General features: G+C 63.8%; 25 protein-coding genes and 1 pseudogene. 20 read left to right on the forward strand and 6 right to left on the reverse strand.

The genetic code is table 11. The features are described 5' to 3' along the window. The first annotated feature begins 94 nt into the window (after nucleotides 1-94). A complete protein-coding gene (locus Q8S60_RS03070; RefSeq protein WP_305276522.1) occupies nucleotides 95-430 on the forward strand; it encodes a hypothetical protein in 336 nt (111 codons plus the stop codon). A gap of 56 nt (nucleotides 431-486) precedes the next feature. Here the strand turns inward: Q8S60_RS03070 and apbC are convergent, their stop codons facing one another. Then, nucleotides 487-1,635, reverse strand: coding sequence for an iron-sulfur cluster carrier protein ApbC (gene apbC, locus Q8S60_RS03075; protein ID WP_305276523.1), 1,149 nt, complete (start codon nucleotides 1,633-1,635; stop codon nucleotides 487-489). Nucleotides 1,636-1,801: 166 nt separating this feature from the next. Between apbC and hflK the strand changes: the two genes are divergently transcribed. From hflK to Q8S60_RS03095, 4 genes are all read left to right on the forward strand, one after another. Continuing rightward, on the forward strand, nucleotides 1,802-2,995 hold the full coding sequence (hflK, locus tag Q8S60_RS03080) for an FtsH protease activity modulator HflK (protein ID WP_305276524.1): 1,194 nt from the start codon (nucleotides 1,802-1,804) through the stop codon (nucleotides 2,993-2,995). Beyond that, nucleotides 2,995-3,867, forward strand: a complete 873-nt coding sequence (hflC, locus tag Q8S60_RS03085) for a protease modulator HflC (protein ID WP_305276525.1) — start codon at nucleotides 2,995-2,997, stop codon at nucleotides 3,865-3,867. Before hflK ends, hflC begins: the two co-directional genes overlap by 1 nt. Before the next feature lie 20 nt (nucleotides 3,868-3,887). Further along, complete coding sequence (locus Q8S60_RS03090) at nucleotides 3,888-4,073, forward strand: DUF2065 domain-containing protein (protein ID WP_305276526.1); 186 nt, start codon at nucleotides 3,888-3,890, stop codon at nucleotides 4,071-4,073. Between the two features lie 90 nt (nucleotides 4,074-4,163). After that, nucleotides 4,164-5,639, forward strand: coding sequence for a DegQ family serine endoprotease (locus tag Q8S60_RS03095; RefSeq protein ID WP_305276527.1), 1,476 nt, complete (start codon nucleotides 4,164-4,166; stop codon nucleotides 5,637-5,639). A 7-nt stretch (nucleotides 5,640-5,646) separates the two neighbouring features. Here the strand turns inward: Q8S60_RS03095 and serB are convergent, their stop codons facing one another. Beyond that, nucleotides 5,647-6,534, reverse strand: a complete 888-nt coding sequence (gene serB, locus Q8S60_RS03100; protein WP_305276528.1) for a phosphoserine phosphatase SerB — start codon at nucleotides 6,532-6,534, stop codon at nucleotides 5,647-5,649. A 25-nt stretch (nucleotides 6,535-6,559) separates the two neighbouring features. Here serB and miaA point away from each other — a divergent pair, with 25 nt between their 5' ends. From miaA to Q8S60_RS03125, 5 genes are all read left to right on the forward strand, one after another. Continuing rightward, a complete protein-coding gene (gene miaA / locus Q8S60_RS03105) occupies nucleotides 6,560-7,504 on the forward strand; it encodes a tRNA (adenosine(37)-N6)-dimethylallyltransferase MiaA (RefSeq protein ID WP_305276529.1) in 945 nt (314 codons plus the stop codon). Nucleotides 7,505-7,599: 95 nt separating this feature from the next. Further along, a complete protein-coding gene (locus Q8S60_RS03110) occupies nucleotides 7,600-9,357 on the forward strand; it encodes an acetolactate synthase 3 large subunit (RefSeq protein WP_305276530.1) in 1,758 nt (585 codons plus the stop codon). A gap of 58 nt (nucleotides 9,358-9,415) precedes the next feature. Then, on the forward strand, nucleotides 9,416-9,928 hold the full coding sequence (gene ilvN / locus Q8S60_RS03115) for an acetolactate synthase small subunit (RefSeq protein ID WP_305276531.1): 513 nt from the start codon (nucleotides 9,416-9,418) through the stop codon (nucleotides 9,926-9,928). A 29-nt stretch (nucleotides 9,929-9,957) separates the two neighbouring features. Beyond that, the gene (gene ilvC / locus Q8S60_RS03120; protein WP_012111386.1) at nucleotides 9,958-10,977 is read left to right on the forward strand and encodes a ketol-acid reductoisomerase; all 1,020 of its coding nucleotides are present in this window, start codon (nucleotides 9,958-9,960) and stop codon (nucleotides 10,975-10,977) included. Between the two features lie 78 nt (nucleotides 10,978-11,055). Next, the gene (locus tag Q8S60_RS03125) at nucleotides 11,056-11,748 is read left to right on the forward strand and encodes an aspartate/glutamate racemase family protein (protein ID WP_305276532.1); all 693 of its coding nucleotides are present in this window, start codon (nucleotides 11,056-11,058) and stop codon (nucleotides 11,746-11,748) included. Between the two features lie 142 nt (nucleotides 11,749-11,890). On the opposite strand, the gene Q8S60_RS03130 is transcribed toward Q8S60_RS03125, so the two are convergent. From Q8S60_RS03130 to Q8S60_RS03145, 4 genes are all read right to left on the reverse strand, one after another. Then, complete coding sequence (locus Q8S60_RS03130) at nucleotides 11,891-12,328, reverse strand: globin (protein ID WP_305276533.1); 438 nt, start codon at nucleotides 12,326-12,328, stop codon at nucleotides 11,891-11,893. A gap of 90 nt (nucleotides 12,329-12,418) precedes the next feature. Next, nucleotides 12,419-13,156: a triacylglycerol lipase gene (locus Q8S60_RS03135; RefSeq protein WP_305276534.1), complete on the reverse strand. Its 738-nt coding sequence runs from the start codon at nucleotides 13,154-13,156 to the stop codon at nucleotides 12,419-12,421. A 100-nt stretch (nucleotides 13,157-13,256) separates the two neighbouring features. Next, on the reverse strand, nucleotides 13,257-14,186 hold the full coding sequence (locus Q8S60_RS03140) for a cation diffusion facilitator family transporter (RefSeq protein ID WP_305276535.1): 930 nt from the start codon (nucleotides 14,184-14,186) through the stop codon (nucleotides 13,257-13,259). 184 nt (nucleotides 14,187-14,370) lie between these two features. Continuing rightward, entirely contained in the window at nucleotides 14,371-14,712 is a 342-nt protein-coding gene (locus Q8S60_RS03145) for a helix-turn-helix transcriptional regulator (protein ID WP_305276536.1), read from the reverse strand. Between the two features lie 226 nt (nucleotides 14,713-14,938). Between Q8S60_RS03145 and purT the strand changes: the two genes are divergently transcribed. From purT to Q8S60_RS03195, 10 genes and pseudogenes are all read left to right on the forward strand, one after another. Then, entirely contained in the window at nucleotides 14,939-16,144 is a 1,206-nt protein-coding gene (gene purT, locus Q8S60_RS03150; protein WP_305276537.1) for a formate-dependent phosphoribosylglycinamide formyltransferase, read from the forward strand. Nucleotides 16,145-16,250: 106 nt separating this feature from the next. Beyond that, on the forward strand, nucleotides 16,251-17,015 hold the full coding sequence (locus Q8S60_RS03155) for a YafY family protein (protein ID WP_305276538.1): 765 nt from the start codon (nucleotides 16,251-16,253) through the stop codon (nucleotides 17,013-17,015). Beyond that, nucleotides 17,016-17,387: a DUF1330 domain-containing protein gene (locus Q8S60_RS03160; RefSeq protein WP_305276539.1), complete on the forward strand. Its 372-nt coding sequence runs from the start codon at nucleotides 17,016-17,018 to the stop codon at nucleotides 17,385-17,387. A 134-nt stretch (nucleotides 17,388-17,521) separates the two neighbouring features. Beyond that, on the forward strand, nucleotides 17,522-18,472 hold the full coding sequence (locus tag Q8S60_RS03165; RefSeq protein ID WP_305276540.1) for a calcium/sodium antiporter: 951 nt from the start codon (nucleotides 17,522-17,524) through the stop codon (nucleotides 18,470-18,472). Nucleotides 18,473-18,558: 86 nt separating this feature from the next. Continuing rightward, on the forward strand, nucleotides 18,559-19,518 hold the full coding sequence (locus tag Q8S60_RS03170) for a LysR family transcriptional regulator (protein ID WP_305276541.1): 960 nt from the start codon (nucleotides 18,559-18,561) through the stop codon (nucleotides 19,516-19,518). A gap of 498 nt (nucleotides 19,519-20,016) precedes the next feature. Continuing rightward, the gene (locus Q8S60_RS03175) at nucleotides 20,017-21,564 is read left to right on the forward strand and encodes a 2-isopropylmalate synthase (RefSeq protein WP_305276784.1); all 1,548 of its coding nucleotides are present in this window, start codon (nucleotides 20,017-20,019) and stop codon (nucleotides 21,562-21,564) included. Between the two features lie 157 nt (nucleotides 21,565-21,721). Then, nucleotides 21,722-22,762 carry a rod shape-determining protein gene (locus Q8S60_RS03180; RefSeq protein ID WP_012111399.1) on the forward strand — a complete coding sequence of 347 codons (1,041 nt, stop codon included), beginning with the start codon at nucleotides 21,722-21,724 and terminating at the stop codon, nucleotides 22,760-22,762. A gap of 81 nt (nucleotides 22,763-22,843) precedes the next feature. Next, entirely contained in the window at nucleotides 22,844-23,824 is a 981-nt protein-coding gene (gene mreC / locus Q8S60_RS03185) for a rod shape-determining protein MreC (protein ID WP_305276542.1), read from the forward strand. Nucleotides 23,825-23,828: 4 nt separating this feature from the next. Beyond that, nucleotides 23,829-24,362, forward strand: a complete 534-nt coding sequence (gene mreD, locus Q8S60_RS03190; protein ID WP_305276543.1) for a rod shape-determining protein MreD — start codon at nucleotides 23,829-23,831, stop codon at nucleotides 24,360-24,362. 23 nt (nucleotides 24,363-24,385) lie between these two features. Further along, a pseudogene (locus Q8S60_RS03195) lies at nucleotides 24,386-24,651 on the forward strand (penicillin-binding protein 2); the annotation flags it as partial.

Here is a 24,651-nt window from a genome sequence, read left to right on the forward strand (position 1 = left end):
CAGCGGAACGTATCTTTAACCATCACAAAGGCCGTGCAACCATGCGCGGCCTTTGGGGTACACGGCGATCGTTTAAAATCAGGGAGAATAAGAAATGCGCCTTTTGTTCAGTGTACTCGTTGCGTTGGTTGCGTTTTCCGGAGCGGCTCTCGCCGATCCGTTTGCGAATTTCTATGGCAATACCGTGAAAGTGTCGGGTGCGGCCGGTGAACGCTCGGTGTTCATCGACGTGGGCGGCAGCTATTCGCAGAAGCTGCCGGACGGCAGCACGGCGGAAGGCAAGTACACGGTCGAGGGCGATACGGCCTGCTTCCTCGGCGGCGAGCAGCCCTATTGCGTTCCCGCCGAAGCCCGCAATGTGGGCGACAGCTGGGAACTGACGGCGCCCGACGGCTCGAAGGAAACGGCGACGCTTGTTGCCGGCCGCTGAACCTTCAGCCTGACGATCGGAACGGTCGGTCCGGCAACGGGCCGGCCGTTTCCTTTTCACTCTTCGATGGAAATGGCCGGCGCCTTGCGCGCGCCGGCACCGAGCGCCTTGTCGAGATGCGCGGCGACGCGCTTCGCGATTTCGATGAAGGGCTTCGCCTCCTCGCTGTCCGGCGCGGTCGCGACGACAGGCTCGCCGCTGTCCGACGTCTCGCGGATCGTCATATGCAGCGGCACTTCGCCGAGGAAATCGCAGCCGAGCGTCTCCGCCATCCGCCGTGCGCCACCCTGGCCGAAGATGTAGGACTTCTCGCCCGAGCCGGGGCTGACGAAATAGGCCATGTTCTCGACGATGCCGAAGACCGGCACATGCGTCTTCTCGAACATGGCAAAACCCTTGCGCGCGTCGAGAAGCGCGATTTCCTGCGGCGTCGAGACGACGACGGCGCCCGTCAACGGCACGCGCTGCGTCAGGGTGAGCTGTGCGTCGCCCGTGCCCGGCGGCATGTCGACGATCAGCACGTCGAGCTCGCCCCATTCGACGCCCATCATCATCTGGGTCAGCGCCGACTGCACCATCGGACCGCGCCAGATCGTCGGCGTGTCCTCGGCGACGAGAAAGCCGATCGACATGGTCTCGATGCCGTAATTCCTTATCGGGATGAGTTTCTTGCCGTCGCGGCTTTCGGGCTTGCCCTTGATACCCATCATCCGGGGGATCGAGGGGCCGTAAATATCCGCATCGAGAAGGCCGACGCGGCGGCCGAGTTTCGCCAGCGCGAGGGCGAGGTTGACCGCGACGGTCGATTTGCCTACGCCGCCCTTGCCGCTTGCCACCGCGACGATGCTCTTCACGCCGGGAATGGCGAGGGCGCCTTGCGGCGCGCGGTGTTGTTGTCCGGCCTCATGCGTGTGCGGATGCGAATGTCCCTTCGCGGCGGCGGGCGATTGCGCGTTGCGATGCGCGGTCAGCACCGCCGTCACGCTCAACACGCCCGGCAGCCGCTTCACTGCGTCCTCGCAGGCCTTGCGCAGCGGCTCCTTCGCCGCGCCCTTCGCCGGGTCGACCTCCAGCGAGAAGCCGACATGGCCCTCGCGGACGACCAGTCCCTGCACGACACCCGCGCTCATCACATCCTTGCCGGTCTCCTCGTCCGTCACGGTTGCGAGGGCGGCGGCTACGTCTTCGCGGGTTACGCGATTCATGGGCTTTTTCTTTCGAATTCTCGCCGCGCCGGTCACGAAATCGTGTGGTGGTGCGGTATACCGCCCCCTCTGTCCGGTTCGCGTTGCGCGGGGTGGGGCTCTGTCATATAAACCCGGGTATGAGGCTTTCCAACCGATCTATCACTTCGCAATCAAAGGAATTTTGATGCCCTGGAGCAATAACAACGGCGGCGGCGGCTGGCAGGGTGGCGGAGGCGGCAACAATCGGGGCCCATGGGGCCAGGGTCCATCGGGCGGCGGCAACCAGCCGCCGGATCTCGACGAGTTGATCCGCCGCGCGCAGGAAAAATTCCGGCAGATATTTCCGGGTGGCGGCGGCACGGGGTCGGGCAGCGGCATCGGCACGGGCGGCAGCCGCGGACCTTTCTTTCTCGTCGGCCTCGTGATCCTCGGCCTCATCGCCTACACGTCGTTTTTCCGTGTCAATACGAACCAGGAAGGCATCGTGCTGCGCTTCGGCGAACATGTTCGCTCCGCCGCGCCGGGCCTTCACCTGAAATTCCCTTATCCGATCGAGACGGTGATGACGCCCGCCGTCACGAACATCACCAGCATCGATATCGGCATGCGCCAATCCGGCGGCGCGCCGATCACGGTGCCGGAGGAAAGCCTGATGCTGACGGGCGACGAGAATATCGTCGATATCAGCTTCTCCGTGCAGTGGCGCATCAAGGCGGGTCACGCGCCGGATTTCCTGTTCAACGTGGAAAATACCGATCTCGCCATCAAGGCGGTCGCCGAAAGCATGATGCGCGAGGCGGTCGGCCAGTCGAAGATCGAAGTGCTGCAGACCGTCGGCCGTAACGAAGTGCAGAATCAGGTCCGCGAAGGATTGCAGGCGACGCTGGACAGCTACGGCGCCGGCATCGAGATCACGGAAGTAAAGCTGCAGAAGGTCGATCCGCCCGCACAGGTGCTCGATGCATTCCGTGACGTGCAGGCCGCGCGCGCCGACCAGGAACGCCTGCGCAACCAGGCGCAGACCTACGCGAACACGGTCATCCCGCGCGCCCGAGGCGATGCGGCGCAGATCACGCAGGCCGCCGAAGCGTACCGCGAGCAGATCGTCGCGGAAGCGGAAGGTAATGCGAAGCGCTTCACCTCCATCTACAACGAATACAGGAAGGCCGAAGCCGTGACGCGCCGGCGCATCTATCTCGAAACCATGCAGGATGTGTTCGGCGGCATGAACAAGGTGCTGATGGATAAGTCCGGCGCCGGGCAGGGCGTGTTGCCCTATCTGCCGCTCAATGAACTGAAGCCCGCAGGGCGGTCTTCGTCGTCCGCCGCGCCGGCCTCATCCGGCAATAGTAACCAGACAATGACGGGAGGCCGCTGATGAACAGATCTGTTGCCATAGGCGCAGGCGTCGTCGTCCTTCTCGCCGCGCTCATCGCCTATCTTTCCGCTTACACCGTCGGCATGACGCAGCAGGCGATCGTGCTGCAGTTCGGCGATCCGCGTGCCGTCGTCACGGCGCCGGGACTTCACTGGAAGCTGCCGATCATCCAGAACGTTGTCTATATCGACAAGCGCATCCTCAGCCTGAACGTTCCGCCGGAGGAAATCATCGCGAAGGACCGCAAGCGGCTCGTCGTCGATGCCTTCGCGCGCTACCGGATCGTGGATTCGCTGCGTTTTTACCAGTCCGTCGGCGATCCGCGTAATTCCAGCAACAGGTTGCAGCCCAACTTCGTGTCGTCGCTCCGCAACGTGCTCGGCGATCACACGCTGGAAGAACTCGTCCGCGACAATCGTGCCGGCCTGATGAAGCGCATCCAGACGGCGTTCAACGGTGCGGCCCAGCAGTTCGGCATCGAGGTGGTCGATGTCCGCATCCGCCGTGCCGACCTGCCGGAGCAGAACAGCCAGGCGATTTTCCAGCGGATGCAGACGGAGCGTGAACGCGAAGCCGCCGAAATCCGCGCGCAAGGTAACGAGGAAGCGCAGCGCATCCGCAGCCGCGCCGACCGCGAGGTCACGGTCATCGTCGCCGAGGCCGAGCGCGACGCACAGATTGCCCGAGGCGAGGGCGACGCGACGCGCAACAGCATCTATGCCGAAGCCTATTCGGCGGACCCGGAGTTCTTCGCCTTCTATCGCTCGATGGAAGCCTACAGGGAAGGGCTGAAAGGCGACAACACGACCATGGTCGTGACGCCCGACAGCGAATTCTTCCGCTATTTCGGTAACGAAAGCGGCCGTCGCTGACGTTGTGAAGGGCGGCCGGATTGATTGAGCTTCTGTCCGCGCTCGGCCTCGCCATTGCCCTGGAAGGCGCGCTTTACGCCGCCTTTCCGGGGGCGATGCGGCGGGCGCTCGCTTCCGTATCGGCCCAGCCGGATCAGGCGCTGCGAATGGGCGGCCTCGTTGCCCTTGCGCTTGGCGTTCTCATCGTCTGGCTGGTGCGCGGTTAATATCTGCGCCTCATTTCGTCCATAATCGAACTCACAATAGAAGCTGACCCCGCTTGTCCGGCGGGTAGCGGCCCAGGGGAGCGTGTATAGATGGCATCGGCGAACGGCGAGAGACAGGCGCGGCACTTTATTTTCGGCTTTCGCGGCACCTTCTTTGCGGCGCTCCTCATTTCCGTCCTCGCCCCGTTTTCCGCCGTTCCGGCCTTCGCGCGCGCCGCGCCCGAAAGTTTTGCCGATCTTGCCGAGCGTCTGTCCCCCGCCGTCGTCAATATTTCCACCTCGCAGCTTCTCCAGCCCGGCGACATGACCATTCCGGGCGTCCCGCCCGGCTCGCCTCTCAACGACTTCTTCGAGGAGTTTCTGGAGCAGCAGCAGGGCGCGCGCCCGCAGCGCGTGCAGTCTCTCGGCTCGGGCTTCGTCATCGACGCCGACGGCGTGGTCATCACCAACAATCATGTGATCGAGGGCGCGGACAAGATCGAGGTCACGTTCACGGACGGCACGACGCTCCCGGCAACGGTTGCCGGCACCGATCCGAAAACCGACATTGCCGTGCTCAAGGTCAAGAGCGACAGGAAGCTTCCCTTCGTGGAACTCGGCGACAGCAACACGGCGCGTGTCGGCGACTGGGTGATTGCGATCGGGAATCCTTTCGGCCTTGGCGGCTCCGTTACCGCCGGCATCGTCTCGGCGCTCAATCGCGATATCCATGCCGGCAATTACGACGATTTCATCCAGACCGATGCCGCCATCAATCGCGGCAATTCCGGCGGACCGCTGTTCGACATGAGCGGGCGCGTTGTCGGCGTCAACTCGGCCATCATCTCGCCCTCCGGCGCATCCGTCGGCATCGGCTTCGCGGTTCCGACCAGCACGGTGAAGCCTGTCGTCGCGCAGATTTTGAAGTACGGCGAAACGCGCCGCGGCTGGCTCGGTGTGCGCATTCAATCGGTGACGCCGGAAATCGCGGAGAGCCTCGGACTCGGGCGGGGGCGCGGCGCGCTCGTCGCCGGCGTGAACCCCGGCGGCCCCGCGGACGAGGCTGGCATCGAGCCGGGCGACATCATCCTCGCCTTCGACGGCAAGAACATTTCCACCATGCGGGACCTGCCGCGCGTCGTTGCCGAAGCGGAAATCGGAGCCACGGTGGACGTGCAGCTCTTTCGGAACGGCGATACGCTGACGCGGAAGGTCGAGGTCGCGCGGCTGGAGGATGAAGAAGTGGCGCCTACGGAGATACCCGGTCCTGCGGGGTCCTCGCCGCAAACGACCGTCGTCCTCGGCCTCGCTCTCGCCGATCTCAACGACGATCTGCGACAGCGTTTCGGCGTGCCGAAGGAAACGGCGGGCGCCCTCATCACCGATGTCGATCCCTTGAGCGCCGCCGCCGAAAAAGGCATTCGTCCGGGAGAGATCATCGTCGAGGTGGCGCAGCGCCCCGTATCGTCGGCCGCGGATGTCGAGAAGATCGTGCAATCGGAAGAAAAAGCGGGGCGCAACTCGGTGCTGTTCCGCCTGTCGCTTGCCGGCGAAATCCGCTTCGTCGCGTTGCGCCTCGGCGGCTAGAAGCGCCTCAGTGGCCCGTCACGATTTCTTCGCGTCTGTAGCCCTGCATATATAGCAGCGCCGTCAGGTCGCCATGGTCGATGCGGGCGTCCGCCGCTTCCGCGACCACGGGCTTGGCGTGATAGGCGACGCCCAGTCCCGCTTCGCCGATCATGCCCAGATCGTTGGCGCCGTCGCCGACCGCCAGCGTCTCTTCGCGGTGCAGGCCCAGTTCGCCGCGCAGCCTCACCAGCGCTTCGGTCTTCGCCTCGCGGCCGAGGATCGGCTCGGCGATGCCGCCGGTCAGCTTGCCGTCGACGAAGATGAGCCTGTTCGCCTGATTGACGTTGAACCCGACCGCATGGGCGACGCGCTCGGTGAAAAAGGTGAAGCCGCCGGAGACGAGGGCGCAGGCATGGCCATGCGCGCGCATGGTTGCGGTGAGCGCGCGGGCGCCCGGCGTCTCGGTGATGCGTTCGTGATAGACCTTTTGCAGGGCTTCGAGCGGCAGGCCTTTCAGCAGGCCGACACGCTCGCGAAGCGCGGGTTCGAATTCGATCTCGCCGCGCATGGCGCGTTCGGTGATGGCGGCGATCTGCGGCTTGATGCCGAGCTCGGCGGCCAGCTCGTCGATACATTCCTGGCCGATGATGGTCGAATCCATGTCCGCGACGAGGAGTCTCTTCCGGCGTCCGCCGGCGGCTTGCGCCGACAGGTCGATTTTCGCGCCGGCCAGCGCCTTGCGCGCCGCCGCTTCTGCTTTTGCCGGATCGCCGTCGAAGGGAATGTCGCAGGCGAGGTCCGCCGCCAGCCAGTCCGGCGCGCCGGGCGAGGGCAGGGCAGCGAGCGCCGCGTCCACATGCGCGCTTGCCAGCGGCGTTGCTTTGTTGCCTATCAGCGTCAGTACATGTTTCATCGCGAAAACCGTATCGGAGCCATCAGTGAGTGAGCCTGTCGGCAGAGCCGTCCTTATTGCAGGGCCGACCGCCAGCGGCAAGTCGGGGCTGGCGCTTGCGCTTGCCGAAAGGCTCGGCGGTGAGATCGTCAACGCCGATTCCATGCAGGTTTATCGGGAAATGCGGGTGCTGACGGCGCGGCCTTCTGCGGCCGACGAAGCGCGGGTCCCGCATCATCTTTACGGCGTGACGGCGGCGGCAGCGCCGCTCTCGGCCGGGCGCTGGGCGGTTCTGGCGGCGGCGAAGATGCGCGAGATCGCGGCGCGCGGGCGGGTTCCCGTCGTGGTCGGCGGCACGGGGCTTTATTTCCGGGCGCTGGTCGAGGGTCTTGCGCCCATTCCGCCCATTCCCGACGATATTCGCGCCGCTGTCCGCGCCGAGGTGGCTGATGCCGGGCCTCATGCCCATGCGCTCCTCGCCGAGGCCGATCCGGCGCTCGCCGCCGGCATCCGTCCCTCGGACAGGCAGCGCATCGCGCGGGGCATCGAGGTGGCGCGCGCCACCGGCCGCCCCCTGAGTGCCTGGCAGCAGATACCGCCGGAGCCGCTGGTCAGCGGTACTTTCGCGAAAATCATGCTGATGCCGGACCGGGCCTGGCTTCAGGCGCGCTGCGACTTTCGCTTCGATCTGATGCTGGAGGAGGGGGCGCTGGAAGAAGCGGCGGCGATGGCCGCGCTCGGCCTCGATCCCCTGCTTCCCGCCATGAAGGCGCTGGGCCTGCGGCCCCTCATCGGGCATCTCGCGGGCGAAATCGGGCTGGAAGAGGCGGCGACGGCCGGAAAGGCCGAGACGCGGGCCTATGCGAAACGGCAGGAAACATGGCTTAGAACGCAGATGATTGCGTGGAATGCCTTTTCCGCGCAAGATTCGGAAAGTCTAATGGCAAAAATCTTGCCGTTTATTGACGATTTGGGGTTGACCCGGTCCTGACGCGCGGCTAGGTTGCGCGCGCTTTTAGAAGCCTTTTCACCGTCATGGCCCGCGGAAAGCCGGCCATGACGTTCGAGTTTTGAAGGACCGGACCCATGGCGGCTCATGAAATGACAGGCGCGGAAATCGTCATCAAGGCGCTGGTCGATCAGGGCGTGGACACGATTTTCGGCTATCCCGGCGGTGCCGTGCTGCCGATCTACGATGCGCTGTTCCAGCAGAACAATATCCGCCACATCCTCGTCCGCCACGAGCAGGGCGCGGTTCATGCCGCCGAGGGCTATGCGCGTTCGACGGGCAAGCCCGGCGTCGTTCTCGTCACCTCCGGCCCCGGTGCCACCAACGCCGTCACCGGCCTCACCGACGCGCTGATGGATTCGATTCCGATCGTCTGCCTGACAGGGCAGGTCGCGACCCATCTCATCGGTTCCGACGCCTTCCAGGAATGCGACACGGTCGGCATCACGCGCCATTGCACCAAGCATAACTGGCTCGTGAAGTCCGCGCCGGAACTCGCGCGCGTCATGCACGAGGCGTTCTATGTCGCGACGCATGGCCGTCCCGGCCCCGTTGTCATTGACATCCCGAAGGACGTCCAGTTCCAGAAGGGCGAGTATGCAGGCCCCCAGAACGTCGTTCACCGCACCTATCGTCCCAAGGTCAAGGGCGACATCGACAAGATCAAGGAAGCGGTCGACCTCATCGCCAATGCGAAGAAGCCCGTCTTCTACACCGGCGGCGGCGTCATCAATTCGGGCAATCTGGCGAGCCAGTTGCTGCGCGAATTCGTGCGTCTCACCGGATATCCGATCACCTCGACGCTGATGGGTCTCGGCGCCTATCCGGCCTCCGACAAGCAGTGGCTCGGCATGCTCGGCATGCACGGCACCTTCGAGGCCAACAACGCCATGCATGATTGCGACGTGCTCATCAATATCGGTGCGCGCTTCGATGACCGCGTGACGGGGCGTCTCGACGCCTTCGCGCCGAACTCGAAGAAGATCCATGTCGATATCGACGCCTCGTCGATCAACAAGAATGTCCGCATCGATGTCGGCATCGTCGGCGATTGCGCCCATGTGCTCGAGGACATGCTGCGCATCTGGAAGTCGAAGGCGCGCCGTCCGGACAAGGACGCGCTGGCGGACTGGTGGAAGCAGATCGAGACGTGGCGCGGCCGCAAGTCGCTCTCCTTCAAGACCAGCGAAGACGTCATCAAACCGCAGCAGGCGATCCAGCGGCTCTATGAACTGTCGAAGCACCGCGAGACCTACATCACGACGGAAGTCGGCCAGCACCAGATGTGGGCGGCGCAGCACTTCCCCTTCGAGGAGCCGAAGCACTGGATGACGTCCGGCGGCCTCGGCACCATGGGCTACGGTCTGCCCGCCGCCGTCGGCGTCCAGATCGCGCATCCGGATGCCCTCGTCATCGACATTGCGGGCGAGGCTTCGATCCAGATGTGCATGCAGGAAATCTCGACCGCCGTTCAATTCATGCTGCCGGTCAAGATTTTCATCCTGAACAACGAATATATGGGCATGGTCCGCCAGTGGCAGGAACTGCTCCATGAGGGCCGCTATTCCCATTCCTATTCGGATTCGCTGCCCGATTTCGTGAAGCTCGCCGAGGCCTATGGCGCGACGGGCATCCGGGCCGAAAAGCCCTCCGAACTCGACGCGGCGATCAGGAAGATGATCGAAACGCCGGGCCCGGTCATTTTCGACTGCATGGTCGACAAGTTCGAGAACTGCTATCCGATGATCCCATCGGGAGCGGCCCATAACGAGATGATCCTGGGCGACGATGCCGAGGGGGCGACCGTCTCGGAAGAGGGCAAAATGCTGGTCTGACGGGGAAAACGCCAGAATAAGCTTCCCCAAAAGCCTCATTCACAATACAGAGACGCGCATGAGCACGGACGAAAAAGTCGAGCGGCACACCATCGCCATCCTCGTGGACAACGAGGCGGGCGTGCTTGCGCGCGTGGTCGGGCTGTTTTCCGGCCGGGGCTACAATATCGAGAGCCTGACCGTGGGCGAGGTCGACCAGGCGGAGCACACGTCGCGGATCACCGTCGTCACCGCCGGCACGCCGATGGTGATCGAGCAGATCAAGGCGCAGCTCGACAGGCTCGTCCCCGTCCACAAGGTCATGGACCTGACGGTCGAGACGAATTCCGTCGAGCGCGAAATGGCGCTCGTCAAGGTCGCCGGCACCGGCGAGCGCCGCGTCGAGGCGCTCAGGCTGTCGGATGCCTTCCGCGCCCGCGTCATCGATACGACGCATACGTCGTTTGTCTTCGAGGTGACGGGTACGTCGTCGAAGATCGACGCCTTTATCGGATTGATGAGGCCGCTCGGCCTCGTGGATGTGTCGCGGACAGGCGTGGTGGCGATCGCCCGCGGTCCGGAAGCGATGTGATTTAGAGACGAACCGAAGGAATAGAAACCATGCGCGTTTATTACGACCGCGACGCGGACGTGAACCTGATCAAGGGCAAGAAAGTCGCCATTATCGGCTATGGCAGCCAGGGCCATGCCCATGCGCTGAACCTGCGCGACAGCGGCGTGAAGGAAGTCGCCGTGGCGCTCCGCGCCGGTTCCGCCACCGCCAAGAAGGCGGAAGGCGAGGGCCTCAAGGTGATGACGGTCGCCGACGCCGCGAAATGGGCCGACGTGCTGATGATGCTGACGCCGGACGAGCTCCAGGCCGACATCTATTATGCCGACCTGCACGAGAACATGAAGCCGGGTTCGGCGCTTCTCTTCGCGCATGGCCTCAACATCCATTTCAACCTGATCGAGCCCCGCAAGGACATCGACGTGCTGATGGTCGCGCCGAAGGGCCCGGGCCACACGGTGCGTTCGGAATACAAGCGCGGCGGCGGCGTCCCCTCGCTCATCGCCGTCCATCAGGACGCGACGGGCAACGCCCATGACGTCGGCCTTTCCTACGCTTCCGCCAATGGCGGCGGCCGCGCCGGCATCATCGAGACGACGTTCCGCGAGGAATGCGAGACGGACCTTTTCGGCGAGCAGGTCGTGCTCTGCGGCGGTCTGGTCGAGCTCATCCGCGCCGGGTTCGAAACGCTGACGGAAGCCGGTTACGCGCCGGAGATGGCCTATTTCGAATGCCTGCACGAAGTGAAGCTGATCGTCGACCTGATCTATGAAGGCGGCATCGCCAACATGAACTACTCGATCTCGAACACGGCCGAGTACGGCGAATACGTCACCGGCCCGCGCATCATCACGCCGGAGACGAAGGCGGAAATGAAGCGCGTTCTGCACGACATTCAGTCGGGCAAGTTCACGCGCGACTGGATGCTCGAGAACAAGGTCAACCAGACGAGCTTCAAGGCGACGCGCGCCGCCGCCGCCGCTCACCCCATCGAGGAGGTGGGCGCCCGTCTGCGCGAGATGATGCCGTGGATTTCGGCGAACAAACTCGTAGACAAGGCCAAGAACTGACGCGATCTCGCATCAGCCCGACTTACATGGGGCCCTCCGCGAAGATCGCGGAGGGCCTTTTTCTTTGAGGAGAGGCCCATGCCTCCATCGCTTCAATATCACGGCGCGGCGATTGCCTTCCTGCACACCGCCGCGATCCATATCGAAACCTTCAACGCGCTGCGCGACGAGTTCGCGCCCGGCCTCGCGATCGCGCATGCCGTGCGCGAAGACCTGCTGATCGCGGCGGAGAAAGCGGGCGGCCTCACGCCCGCGACGTCGCTCAGGACGCAGGAGGCTTTGCTCGCGCTGGCGCAGGGCGGCGCGCGCGTCGTCGTCTGCACCTGTTCGACATTGGGCGAAGCGGCGGAGCAGGCAGCGCGCGAGGCGGATGTGCCCGTCATGCGCATCGACCGGCCGATGGCCGACCGCGCGGTCCGCGACGCCGGCCGCATCGGCATCTGCGCGACGCTGGCGCCGACGCTCGCGCCGACGCGCGACCTGATCGCGAGTTCCGCCGCGCGGGCAGGGCGCGACTGCGACATCCGCGAATTCCTGTTCGACGACGTCTGGCCCGCCTTTCGCGAAGGCCGCCTCGACGACTATTACGAAGGCGTCGCCGCGCGCCTGTCGGATGCATCGAAGCACGTCGACCTTCTCGTCCTCGCGCAGGCTTCGATGGCTCCCGCCGCCGCGCTCGCCGGCGCGCTCCGCGCGCCCCTTCTCTCAAGCCCCCGCATCGGCTTCGAAGCTGCGGCGAGGATCGCGGGGGTGCGAGTACAGGAAGGATAAGAAACAAATGTCACCCCGGCGAAAGCCGGGGTCCATGGGCCTGTCGTCCTGCGCAGGCGAGGCTTTTATTCGACGTGCCGCTCATGGATCCCGGCTTTCGCCGGGATGACAATTTTATTTTGGACGAGGTGGAAAAAGATCGTCACACCACCGCCGTTCCGCTCTTCGCCGCATGTTCCGCAATCGTCGCGTCGAACTCGCCGAGAAGCGTGGCCCAGGCCGCATCCGTCTCCGACGTCCCCTCGTCGCCGAGCAAGTCGCGAAACGTCTCCATCACCACGTTGAAGAATGTCGCGAAGACGCGCGGCGGGATGCCGAAGCCGTCATGGTTGGTCATTTCGCTCTGGATCAGCACGGGCGCGTAGGCGCGCGGTCCCAGATAATCGAACACGCAGTCGAGCGCTTCCGACAGCATGTGCCCCCGTGCCTTCCCGTCCGTATCGAGCACGAACAGCGCCTCCATCTCCGGCTGCTGCTCGAACAGCCGCGCATAGACATGCGAGGCCGGATCGCCGGCGACATCCGCCACGCGCTCGATGGATTTTTCGATGAGTTGCTTTTCTTGTTCTGTCAGGCTCATGGCGCGTTTCCCGTTCTTTTGGAAAACACTACACCATCAATGTCGTCCCGGCGAAAGCCGGGATCCATGGGCGTTTTGGCGCAGGCCCAACTACCCGTAAAACACCCCGTGAAACCCCGTCCGGTCGAACGGCGCCCAGTCGTCTTCCGGTTGCGCGAGGCGGTCGGCGATGGCCCAGAGCACCAGCGGGTTGAAGCCCATGCCGATATGGGTGGCGGGCACTTCGATATTCTCCGTCTGCGGCGTTTCCCGTTCGCGGCAGGCTTCCCACGAAACGATGCCGTCGCTCTTCGAATAGATGGAGGTGCAGGGCACCGGCGGCGGCACGCGGCGGCGCGCGGCGGAGTCGGGCTTGCGGCTGCCGTCGATGCTGTAGTCCGAGCCGAAGGGGCTCCCCAGCGTCACGACCTGGCGCACGATGGATGGAAATTCCCGCGCCAGTTCGCGCGCGAAAATCCCGCCAAGGCTCCAGCCGACAATGCTGATGCGCCGTCCGTAGCGCGCGGCCAGTTCCTGCAGCCGCGCGCGCAGGCGCTCATGCAGCTCCCGGCTCGGGCCCCAGTTGTGACCTTGCTTCCAGGGATGCGTCACATAGCCGAGTTCGTCGAGATAGCGGCGGATGATGAAAGTCGATTCGTCGCCCGTCAGCACGCCCGGCAGCACGAGCACCGCATGGCCGTCGCCGCGCGGCGCCGCCAGCAGCGTGGGGAGCGCCGGCATCAGCGTGCCGAGTTCCGCGAAGATGCGCAGTTCGCCGAGATGCGACAGCCATCCCGGTTCGCGCGGTTCCTCGTCGTCATCGTCCAGATAATCGATGGAATATGTCATCCCCGGCCCCTTTACGCACCTTGGCCGAGCATACCGCATCGCAACATGGAAGGCGCAATGAATTTAAATTATTCCACACAGGGGATGGTGGAAAAGCCGATCAATCCCTGCGACCGCCGTCATTGTGATCCGGGCACTCCTCCGGCTCGATCTGCACCGTCGCATGGCCGATGCCGAATTTTTCCGCCAGCCGCGTCTTGATGGCGTCGAGCGCGGTGCCTGCGTTTGCTTCCGGCTTCAACTGTGCATGCAGCGTCGCCACCGCGCGGTTGGAGCCGAGCGACCAGGCATGGACGTGATGCACGTCGGCGAGGCCCTCGACATTTTCCATCAGGTCGTCGGCAATCGTCCGCCCGTCGGTGCCCGCCGGCGTTCCTTCCATCAGGATATGCGCGCTCTCCTTCGTGATGGCGATGGCGCTGCGGAGGATGAGAAGCGCCACCAGCACCGAGAGGATCGGATCGGCAATCGTGTAGCCGGTGAAAAGGATCACGATGGCGGCGACAATGGCGGCGACGGAGCCGAGCATGTCGCCGAGCACATGGAGCGCCGCGCCGCGCATGTTGAGATTGTTTTCTCCGCCGTGAAGCAGCGTGAACGCAACGATGTTGACGGCGAGTCCCGCCGCCGCGATGACAAGCATCGGCCCGCCGAGAACGGGCGCGGGCTCCATGATGCGGCCCACGGCCTCGAAGAAAATCCAGAGGACCACGCCGATCATCACGATGCCGTTCGCGAAGGCGGCGAGGATTTCCGCGCGCGCATAGCCATAGGAATGGGCGACGTCGGCCGGGCGGCGGGCAAACCGCGTCGCCATCCAGGCAAGCATCAGCGCGCCCGTGTCGGTCAGCATGTGTCCCGCATCGGCGATCAGCGCCAGCGAGCCGGAGAAGATGCCACCCAGCGCCTCCACCACCATGAAGCCGCCCGTCAGCCACATGGCCAGCATCACCCGGCGCTCGTTGCCGAGCCCGTGGGCGTGGCCGTGTGTGCCGTGATCGTGCGAATGGTTATGTTGATGTGCAGTCATCCCGCTTTCCTTCCACCCTCCCCCCGTGGGAGGGTCAAACGGCTGCAAGCCGTTTGGGGAGGGGGGCTCCGCTCTCCTCCAACGACGCGCTTTCGATTCAGCTGCCGCTGCAACCCCTCCCCGAAATTCGCTTCGCAAATTTCGACCCTCCCACAGGGGGAGGGTGGGAAGAGATATGCCATGCTCATTCCGCGTCCTCGTTCACATGCGCGATCATGTCGGCGATGACATGCGCTACATGCTGATCGTGGATCATGTAGAAAATCTGCTTGCCGCGCCGGTCCGCCGTCACCAGCCGCGCCGCGCGCAGCAGCCGCAGATGGTGGCTTACCAGCGAAAGCGAGAGGCCGAGCGCCTCCGCGATCTCGCCCACCGAGCGCGGTCCCTCCAGCGTCGCGATCACGATGCGCAGCCGGCTCGGGTCGCCCAGCATCTTGAACATGTCGGCCAGCTCGATCGTCTTGTCGTCGCGCAGCGACGGGATGGGTGAGGGGGCATGTTTTTTCAGACCTGCGGCGGAAGCCATACGGTAAGCTTTCAATTGAACAACTGTTCAAGTGTTATCAGAAGACGGCAGGCTTGGCAATCCTCTTCAAATCGTCATTGCGAGCGCAGCGAAGCAATCCAGGGGCGACAGAGCAAGCGGTCCTGGATTGCTTCGTCGCTTCGCTCCTCGCAATGACGAAACAGGGGGTGTGTCACATCCAATACCCAATGTGCTAAACCCCCTCCGTCCAACCTCCGGAGGCTCCATGCGCATCGGCACACCGCTTTCCCCTTCCGCATTCCGCGTCATGCTTCTCGGCTCGGGCGAGCTCGGCAAGGAAGTCGCGATCGAGCTGCAGCGGCTCGGCGTCGAGGTGATCGCTGTCGACCGCTACGAGAATGCGCCGGCGCATCAGGTCGCGCATCGCAGCCACGTCATCGCCATGACGGATGGACACGCGCTTCGCGCGCTGGTCGAGAAGGAGCGTCCGCATCTCATTGTGCCGGAGATCGAGGCCATCGCGACGGACGAACTGGCGCGCATCGAGGCGGACGGGCTCGCCGAAGTGATCCCGACCGCGCGCGCCGCGCAGCTCACCATGAACCGCGAGGGCATCCGCCGCCTCGCGGCGGAAGAACTCGGGCTTCCCGTCTCGCCCTATGCCTTCGCCTCCACGGCGCAGGAACTGAAGGATGCAATAGCGGCAGGCATCGGATTTCCCTGCTTCGTGAAGCCGGTCATGTCGTCCTCCGGCAAGGGGCAGAGCCTGCTGCATTCCGAAGAGGACATCCGCAAAGCCTGGGACTATGCGATGGCGGGCGGCCGCGTCGAAACTCCGCGCGTCATCGTCGAAGGGCTGATCGACTTCGACTACGAGATCACGCAGCTCACCGTTCGAGCGCGAGGCGAGGGCGGCGAGATCGAAACGCAGTTCTGCGCGCCGGTTGGCCATCGACAGGTCAAGGGCGATTATGTCGAAAGCTGGCAGCCGCAGAAAATGAGCGGCAAGGCGCTCGCCGCCTCGCGCGACATCGCGGCGAAGGTTACGGCGGCGCTGGGCGGACGCGGTATTTTCGGCGTCGAGCTTTTCGTGAAGGGCGACATGGTCTGGTTTTCGGAAGTGAGCCCGCGACCGCACGACACCGGCCTCGTCACGCTCATCACGCAATATCAGAGCGAGTTTGCGCTCCATGCCCGCGCGATCCTCGGTCTCCCCGTCACCGTCGACACGATCTCGCCCGGCGCCAGTGCCGTCATCTATGGCGGGCTCGAAGAGAAGGGCATCGCCTTCGAGGGCGTCGAGGCGGCGCTCGCGCTGCCCGGCACCGACATCCGCCTGTTCGGCAAGCCGGAATCCTTCGAGCGCCGCCGCATGGGTGTCGCACTCGCCCGCGCCGCCGATACGGACGAGGCGCGCAAGGTGGCGAAGCAGGCGGCGGATGCCGTCAGACCTGTCTCCGGTACAAAATAAATCTCGTTCGTCTGAAGTATGGCATGCTCGCAAAGCGGACATTCGCTCATGTCCGATGCGACCCCGGTTGGCCTGACCCAAAGCGTTTGTCGAGGAGGTTCCGTACATGTCGAGAACAAGTCGACTATTCGAGCTGCTCGGCGTGTTACGCGCACGCAGGATGCCCGTTACAGCCCCCGATCTCGCGCGCGAACTTGGTGTCTCGCCGCGGAGTATATACCGCGACATCGACACGTTGCGTTCGATAGGGGCGCCTATCGAAGGGCAAGCGGGTATCGGCTATTGTTTGAAAGAAGGCTTTTTTCTTCCGGAGCTCGCATTTTCGCCCGATGAACTCGACGCGTTGGCTCTCGGTCTGGGCTGGGTGCGGCAGCGGGCTGATCCTGCCTTGGCACGATGCAGCGAAAGCGCCTTGGCAAAAATACTTTCCGCGAAAAACAACGGCTCAACGAGCGCCCAATCACCCGCTGTCGTAACGGCGGCCTCGACGTCTGAGCCCGCGGACCCTCCGCAGGCCGCTCTGTTGCGGGATGCTATCCGCCGGCAACGGAAAGTTGCGATCGGCTATGAAGACGCGCAAGGTGCGTTATCGGATCGTATCGTCTGGCCGATCACCATCGTCTATTTCGACGATGTCCGTATATTGGCGGCCTGGTGCGAACGCAGATATGCCTTCCGTCATTTCCGCATCGATCGTTTGCGTGTGAAAACGATTTTGGAGGAACGCTACCCCGGGAGACGTCAATCGATCGTGACGCAGTGGCGGCAGCAGGATCGCGACTGGCGTTCGATGCTGACAATTTCTGACACACCGGCACGCTACCAATCGGCGGGTGCCCTTACCGTCGGTGCCATGTCAGAGGAAAGATAAATGGTTTCATTTTCACCTGCCGCCTTCGAGGCCTTTCTGGCCGAAGACGACGATTCAGCCGTCGTAATGTTGAACCTCCTGCGGTTCGCGCCGGATGGCGGGCGGGAGAGATATTTGGAATACCTGCAAATGGCCAAGCCGATTCTCGCTCGATTTGGTGCGAAAATCCTTTTCGGCGGCGATGGTCTGCCGGTGCTCACGACGGGGCAGGCGCAGGAATGGGATGCCGCCGTGCTGGTTCAATATCCACGTCGATCTGCATTCAAGAGTATGGTTGACGATCCGGAATACCGGATTGCATTCAACGTCGGACAAGCAGCAATTGCCGATGTCGTGCTTCAACCTTTGAGGCATATCGATGGTTTGATGTAACCGTCAGACCTGTCTCCGGCGCAAAATAAATTTCGTTTTCCGGCTTCCATTCCCTCGCAGTTCTGTTGCGCGAGGGCTATCTCTTCCGCCATGTTGACGGGGCCCGTTCCGGGCATCGGTTCATGGAGCACGGATTGACCTATCTCTTTCTCGTCGTCGGCCTTCTGCTGCTTCTCGGTGGGGCGGAGTTTCTGGTCAAGGGCGCGGCGGGGCTGGCCACGCGCCTCGGCGTCTCGCCCTTCCTCATCGGCCTCACGCTGGTCGGCTTCGGCACCTCCTCGCCGGAGCTTGTCGCCAGTCTCGAAGGCGCCTTCCAGGGCTATCCGGGCATCGCCGTCGGCAATGTCGTCGGCTCCAACATTGCCAACATCCTGCTCATCCTCGGCATTGCCGGTCTCGTCTTTCCGATGACGGTGGATCGCGGGGCGCTGAAGCGCGATGGCGCAATGCTTCTGATCGCAGCCGTCGCGATGGTCGCCGCCTGCGTCTACGGCGCCCTGTCGCGGGAAGTCGGGTTCGGCTTTCTCGCGCTCCTCGCGGTCTATCTCGTCTACACCTGCCGCGCCGACCGCAAGGGGCAGGACGGCACCGCGAAGCTCCATGCCGCCGAAGCCGAGTTCCTGAAGCCGGGGCGGAAGATGGCGCTCTTCGTCGAGATCGTCATGGCGCTGGGCGGTCTTGTCGCGCTGGTCGCCGGCGCCTCGCTGCTCGTCGACAGCGCCGTCGAGATCGCGACGGCGTTCGGCCTCTCCGATTCCGTGATCGGCCTCACCCTGGTCGCCATCGGCACCTCGCTGCCGGAAGTCGCGACCTCCGTCCTCGCCGCCTTCCGGCGCAAATCGGACATCGCCATCGGCAACGTCATCGGCTCCAACATCTTCAACGTCTTCGGCATTGCCGGTACCGTTGCGGCCGTGCAGCCGATTCCGGTTCCGGCCGACATTGCCTCCTTCGACATCTGGGTCATGGCTGCTGCCTCGGTCCTCTTTCTCGTCTTCGCGTGGACGGGCGCGCGGATCGGACGGGGGGAGGCGCTTCTGTTGCTGGCCGGCTACGGGGCTTATGTGACGTTTTTATTGCAGTAGTGTGACAGTCGACCCCTTCATTTCCGCAAACTGCCTTTTGCATTTCCGCATTTCATCTCGTTTGACGAGGCGCTATCCTCTCTTCCATGAACTGGGATGACCTGAGATTCTTCCTTGCCGTAGCGGCAGCGGGCAGTCTTTCCGGCGCGGGGCAACAGCTTGGCGTCAACACGACCACCGTTTTGCGTCGCGTGGCCTCCCTCGAGGACGATCTCGGCGCCCGCCTGTTCGAGCGCGAGCGTACTGGCTACCGCCTGACAGCCGCCGGCGAGAAGCTCGTCGAGGCTCTGGAGCCCGTGGATCGGCGGCTTTCCGCCCTTCCGCGCGATTTTGAGGCGGCGGGCGAGGGGGCCGAGGGCTCGGTTCGCCTCGCGGCCGGCGAGGTCGTCGCCACCCGCCTCCTGGCCGTCGAACTTCCGTCCTTCCGGCGCGCGCATCCGGGTCTCGAACTCGAAATCCTGACCGATCCGCGCTTCGGCTCGCTGGGGCCGGCGCCGAGAATAGGTAATCCGCTCAAGGATGTAGACGTCGCGGTCCGTCTCGCGCGTCCTACCCAGGGCGACATGCTGATGCGCAAGATCGGCGACATGGCATACGGGCTTTATGCTTCCACCGCCTATCTCGAAACGCGCGGCCGGCCCCATCACATGCAGGACATCGCCGGCCACGATCTCATCGGCTTCCCGCGCTCGGAAACGCCGCTCGGTCCGGTGTGGTGGTTCTCCCGCGCGGAGAAGTCGGGCCGCGTCGCGCTTCGCTCGTCGAGCGTCGAGGCGCGCGCGGAGGCGGCGCGCGGCGGCCTCGGACTTGCCGCCTTGCCCTGCATCGTCGGCGATGTCGATCCGGGGCTCGAACGTGTGTTCGGTCCCGACGTATTGGGCTCGCTCGAAATGTGGCTCATGGCGCGTAACGATCTTGCCCAGCTTGCGCATGTTCGCGCCGTTATGGAATTCATCGTGGATGCAGTGAAGAGGCACCGGGCGCGGATCGAGGGGCGCGAACACGAGGTCCGGGAGCTGCCACAGCGATCTCGTCCAAACCCTTGAAAACCCGTCGAAATTCGGCGGGGCCCATTGCTTTTGCGCGAGGTTTCAGCGTAAAAACCTTGTGCTGATGCGGGACCGGTTAGCCTTAACGCGCTCTTAGTTTTCTGGCCGCTATGGTTAGCGCCGCGTTGGCTGCGGGCGCGTGCCCGCATTGAAATCGAAGACGGCGATTCGCGAAATTCCGGTTCGGAAATCCGCGGGCGAGGCGGACGGAGACAATGATGGCCCGGTTGACCGCAAGCGAGGCGATGGAGGCGAGGAACTTTGCGCCGCGCCTGCCGCTCGCCGCCGGTTTTGCCTCAGTTTCGTCGCAGATCGTTCGTATGCTGAGAATCGGTGAGGTCCTTCTCCTTAGCCGCCCCTGAGCGCCGTTACCGGAAAGTGGAAGCGGGCTCTCAGGGGATGCAAGACAAGATCAACCGAGACAGAACCGCAGACCGCCGGACGGGCGCGGGAGACGAGAAAGACCGGACTGTGACCGCAAACGCTGACGAGACCATGCCCCACGACAATGTTCTGATTTTCGACACCACGCTTCGCGACGGCGAGCAGTCGCCCGGCGCATCGATGACGCTTGACGAAAAACTGCTGGTGGCGGAGCTGCTCGACGCGATGGGCGTCGATGTGATCGAAGCCGGCTTTCCCATTGCGTCGAATGGCGATTTCGAGTCCGTGCGCGAAGTTTCGAAAGTCGTGAAGAACGCCGTCGTCTGCGGCCTCGCCCGGGCCGGCGCAAAGGACATCGAGCGCGCCGCGGAAGCCTTGCAGCCCGCGCAGCGCGGCCGCATCCATACTTTCATTTCGACCAGCCCCGTGCACATGAAGCACAAGCTTCAGATGGAGCCGGAAGCCGTGCTGGATGCGGTGATCGCCAGCGTCTCGCTTGCACGCAATCTCGTCGACAACGTCGAATGGTCGCCGGAAGACGCGACACGCACGGACCATGACTTTCTCTGCCGGTGCGTGGAAGCCGCGATCAAGGCCGGTGCGACTACAATCAACATTCCCGACACCGTCGGATATACGATACCGAGCGAATATGGTGCGCTGATCGCGATGCTGCGCGAGCGGGTGCCCAATATCGACCGTGCGGTGATCTCGACGCATTGCCACAACGATCTGGGCCTTGCGGTCGCGAATTCACTCGCCGGCGTTGCCGCCGGCGCGCGGCAGGTCGAATGCACGATCAATGGCATCGGTGAGCGGGCAGGGAATGCCGCGCTTGAGGAAATCGTGATGGCGCTCAAGGTCCGGCGGGATCTGATGCCCTACGACACCGGTATCGACACGACGATGCTTGCGCGAGCCTCGAAGCTCGTTTCCTCGGTCACGGCCTTTCCCGTCCAGTATAACAAGGCCATCGTCGGTCAGAACGCCTTCGCGCACGAGTCCGGCATCCATCAGGACGGTATGCTGAAGAACAACCAGACCTACGAGATCATGACGCCGGAAAGCGTCGGCATCACCAAGTCTTCTCTCGTGATGGGCAAGCATTCGGGCCGTCATGCGTTCCGCGAAAAGCTGCGCGAGCTCGGATACGATCTCGGGCAGAACGCCATGCAGGATGCCTTCAACCGCTTCAAGGACCTCGCGGACAAGAAGAAGCATGTGTTCGACGACGATATCGTCGCGCTGGTGGACGATGAAGTCGCCCGCGGCAACGACCGCATTCGCGTCGCGTCGCTTCGCGTCATCGCCGGTTCGGAGGGGCCGCAGGAGGCGACGCTGGACCTCGTGGTCGATGGGGTTTCGGAGAAGGTCACCTGCACCGGCGACGGTCCGGTCGACGCCACTTTCAATGCCATCAAGGCGATCTTCCCGCACGATGCGCGGCTGCAGCTCTATCAGGTGCATGCCGTGACGGCGGGAACGGACGCGCAGGCGGAAGTGAGCGTGCGGCTGGAGGAGGCGGGCAAGACCGTCACGGGCCGGGCTGCCGATACCGACACACTAGTCGCGTCCGCACGGGCTTATGTCAGTGCGCTCAACAAATTGCTCGTCAAACGCGAGAAGGCGGCGCCTTCCGCGTGGGTGGCGTCGAGCTAACCGGGGAATGGCGGAAGGGGTCCGCCGTTCTTTTCCTGATTTGCGGCCGGTTTCCGGACGCGTCTTAACAAAAAAGCCACTTTGAGTGGCGCATTATTAACCGTTGCCGCGGTGCATCGCGTGCCTGGCGACCCACTGTCAGAGGATAGAAACACGCATGCTTTCCGGTCTGCTCGGCATGTTCTCGGCCGATATGGCAATCGATCTCGGCACCGCGAACACCCTCGTCTACGTCAAGGGACGAGGGATTGTTCTCAATGAGCCGTCGGTCGTCGCAATCATCGAAAAGGGCGGAAAGAAGCAGGTTCTTGCCGTGGGCGAGGAGGCGAAGATGATGCTTGGCCGAACGCCCGGCAACATCCAGGCAATCCGCCCGATGCGGGACGGCGTCATCGCCGACTTTGAAATCGCGGAAGAGATGATCAAGCATTTCATCCGCAAGGTTCACAACCGGCGCTCCTTCGCCAATCCGCAGATCATCGTCTGCGTGCCGTCGGGTTCGACGGCGGTCGAGCGCCGGGCGATCCAGGAATCGGCGCTCTCCGCCGGTGCCCGCCGCGTCTATCTGATCGAGGAGCCGATGGCTGCCGCGATTGGCGCCGGGCTTCCGGTGACGGAGCCGACCGGATCGATGGTCGTCGATATCGGTGGCGGCACGACGGAAGTCGCGGTGCTCTCGCTCGGCGGCATCGTTTATGCGCGTTCCGTGCGCGTCGGTGGCGACAAGATGGATGAGGCGATCATCGCTTACATCCGCCGTCACCATAATCTTCTGGTGGGCGAGGCCTCGGCCGAGCGCATCAAGAAGGAAGTCGGGTCGGCTGCCATTCCGTCGGATGGCGATGGCATGACGATCGAGATCAAGGGCCGCGATCTGATGAACGGCGTGCCGAAGGAAATCGCAATCGGCCAGCGGCAGATTGCCGAAAGCCTCGCGGAACCCGTAGGCGCGATCGTCGAGGCGGTGAAAGTCGCCCTTGAGGCGACACCGCCCGAACTCGCGGCCGACATCGTGGACAAGGGCATCGTGCTCACGGGCGGCGGCGCGCTGCTCGCGAATCTCGACCAGGTCCTGCGCGACGAGACGGGTCTCCCCGTCAGCATCGCGGACGACCCCTTGTCCTGCGTGGCGCTCGGTACAGGCAAGGCGCTTGAACACATCAGAACCATGAAGCACGTTTTGTCGTCGGTGTACTAGAATACCGGGACCGGGGTTCCCGGCGGGTAGCGTCTGACAGGAGCGGGCGGGCCGGCCTTGGCGAGAGAGCAGTAAGTCGTAATGGACTCGAATCGTACAGCTCTGCCGTTCCGCGAGTTCTCGCACCGGATATCGCTTGTCTTCATGCTGACGCTTGCGGCGGCGTTGCTGTTGCTCGGTCGCGCGGAAACCTATGTCTTCGACCGGGCGCGACAGGTCGTGACCGATCTCGCGGCGCCGCTTCTCGAAGTCGCGTCCCGTCCCGTCGCCGCGACGCGGCGCGTCATCGAGCGCACCGACGAATACGCCTATGTCTTTGACGAGAACGAACGGCTACGCGCGGAGAACGCCCGGCTTCTGGCGTGGAAGGAAGAAGCGCTGAAACTGCAGGCCAAGGTGGCGCGCTACGAAGCGCTGCTCAACGTGCAGGTGGACCCGGCGATCAATTATGTGAGCGGGCGGGTTGTCAGCGATTCCGGGGGGCCCTTTGTCGATACGGTGCTGGTGAATGTCGGTTCCGACAAGGGCGCCGAGAGCGGGCAGGCCGTCATCGACACGGATGGGCTCATCGGCCGGATCGTCTCGACCGGACCCAAGGCGAGCCGTGTATTGCTGCTCACCGATCTCAACAGCCGCGTGCCGGTCATCATTGAACCCGCGCATTACAATGCCGTCCTGGCCGGCGATAATACAGCCTGGCCGAGGCTTGAATATCTTGCGGCGCAAAGTGCGGTGTCGCCGGGCGACCGCGTGGTCACGTCGGGTGACGGCGGGTTGATTCCCGCCGGGCTGCCGGTTGGCCTCGTTATCCAGACAAGCGACGGCGGATTGCGCGTACAGACGTTCAGCGACAGGGGCAGGCTCGATTTCGTGCGGGTGCTGCAATATGAATTTCCGTCACAGGTAAAACGGCAGGACCCGCCCCAAGTGCTGAAGGGACCGCCGGTAACCTCCGCGCCGCCACCCGGCCCTGTGACATTGCCGGGCCCGGGCACAGCCGGCACCAACACTGGCAGCAATGCAGGTGGTGCCTCACCGGCGCCGACGGCGGGAGCGCAGTAAATCCATGCCCCGCCTCGAACCCTATTCACCGACACCCGCTGCCCGCGCCGGACGTATCGTCATGACGGTGATGCCGTTTGCGATGGGGCTGGCCTGCGTCCTGCTTTCGTTCGTGCCGCTGGGGCGCATCGTCGGTTCGCCGCTCACACCGGCCTTTCCGCTCATGGCCATCTACTACTGGGCCATCGTGCGGCCGGAGATGTTTCCGCCGCTGGCCGTATTTGCCGTCGGGCTCATCTTCGACTTGTTGTCCGGCGGTGCGATCGGTCTCTGGGCCTTCGTCTATGTCGTCACATATGCAGTGGTGATTTCGCAGCGCATGCTCGTGGTCAATGCGCCATTCTCGGTATTCTGGGTCGGCTTCCTGTTCGCGGCGGCTTTCGCTGGCGCGTTTGCATGGGCAATCATTTCCATTATTCACGGCATGTTCGTTCCGCCAGGTTCCGTGGCCCGGCACATGGCGGTCACGGTGGCGGTATTCCCGATCTTTGTTATGCTTTTCGGGCGTATTCAGACGCGCGTCCTGCAGGGTAATTAGGGCGGGACGATGGGAAGCTGGTCATGCAGATAAGCGGGCGGGACAGCGGGCGCTATCAGACGTTCACCCGGCGGGCAGCGCTCCTCGCCGGCGTGCAAGGCATTGCCTTTGTCGCGCTGGCGGGCCGCATGTACTACCTCCAGGTAAGGAAGACGGATCAATACCGGATGCTTGCCGAGGAAAACCGCGTCAGCATGCGCCTTCTCGCACCGCTGCGCGGCGATATAGTGGATCGTTTCGGCCGGGTGCTGGCCTCCAACCGGCAGAACTACCGTGCGATGTTGATTTC

The sequence above is a fragment of the Parvibaculum sp. genome, assembly GCF_030694575.1.
Taxonomy (GTDB): domain Bacteria; phylum Pseudomonadota; class Alphaproteobacteria; order Parvibaculales; family Parvibaculaceae; genus Parvibaculum.